We start from the raw sequence: 961 nt of genomic DNA, 5'->3' as shown, positions 1-961 counted from the left end.
AGTGCGTAAGGTGAGTTACAAATAAGTAAGATATATCTTTTATCACTAAATAAAATACAACTCAATATAATTAATCACAATCAAACTCAACTCCTGAGATACTTAAGGCATGACTAGAACTAGCACCTTCCTCTGCCATTGACTCAGCCAAAAATATCCCTGTAGTTGCATAAGAGCCAACATATCCACTATCATTATTAGCAAAATTCGTTGATCCTGTAATATCTACATGAGCGCGAGACCTTTCTCTAGTACCAATAACTCCTGATAAGCCCTCGACGCTATCAGCTCTTGCATCCGCTCGCCCTCTCACTCCAAAAACTCCTGATAATCCTCCTGCAATATCACCTTTTGCACTTGCTCTCTTTCTACGCTCAGAAGCTCCTGATAGTCCTCCTATCACATCAGCACTCGCACCTGACCTTTCTCTACCTTTCACCTCAGACTGTGCGCTGCTTTCACTTGTTTTATTATCACTATCCGAGAAAAACGCCGCTATTTCTTCTGGAGTACAATTGTCCAACCTGATAGCAAGATCAGTATCCTGAATCAAATCATCACTCTGAGCTTCAAATGCAGACCCTGGATCAAAGTCATCCTCAACACCACCGGAGCCAAATTCAACTATAGTTTCTCCATCAAACATCTGTATAGCAGGTGCTTCTACATCAGCAACCTCAAGCTCACTTTCTTCCTGAACCCTACTATTTTCATTTGCCATACCTAAACCTCCAGATACTATATAAAGCAATTCAACTGGAAAAAATTTAGCCAAAGCATAATTACAAAGAATACTAGCAGTTATTTTTAGCTGCTACACATTTACAACACACTTAACTGAAAATGCTCAACGTCAATAGAATTAGCAATAACCGCCATAAAGCACAAAATATCATCCAGCTCTCTTACCAACTATAGGTGAAAAACAAAATTTTCAACATATAGGCTCCGTTGACATTTC

General features: G+C 39.3%; 1 protein-coding gene. It reads right to left on the bottom strand.

Annotation, left to right across the window (positions count from 1 at the left end; genetic code table 11):
- Positions 1-70 precede the first annotated feature (70 nt).
- Positions 71-721, bottom strand: coding sequence for a hypothetical protein (locus C200_RS12860; RefSeq protein WP_016212396.1), 651 nt, complete (start codon positions 719-721; stop codon positions 71-73).
- Positions 722-961: the final 240 nt, after the last annotated feature.

Origin of the sequence: Piscirickettsia salmonis LF-89 = ATCC VR-1361 (genome assembly GCF_000297215.2) — a bacterium.
Lineage (GTDB): Bacteria > Pseudomonadota > Gammaproteobacteria > Piscirickettsiales > Piscirickettsiaceae > Piscirickettsia > Piscirickettsia salmonis.
Note: the sequence above shows the minus strand (reverse complement) of the source record. Positions and strands in the feature narration are given on the sequence as shown.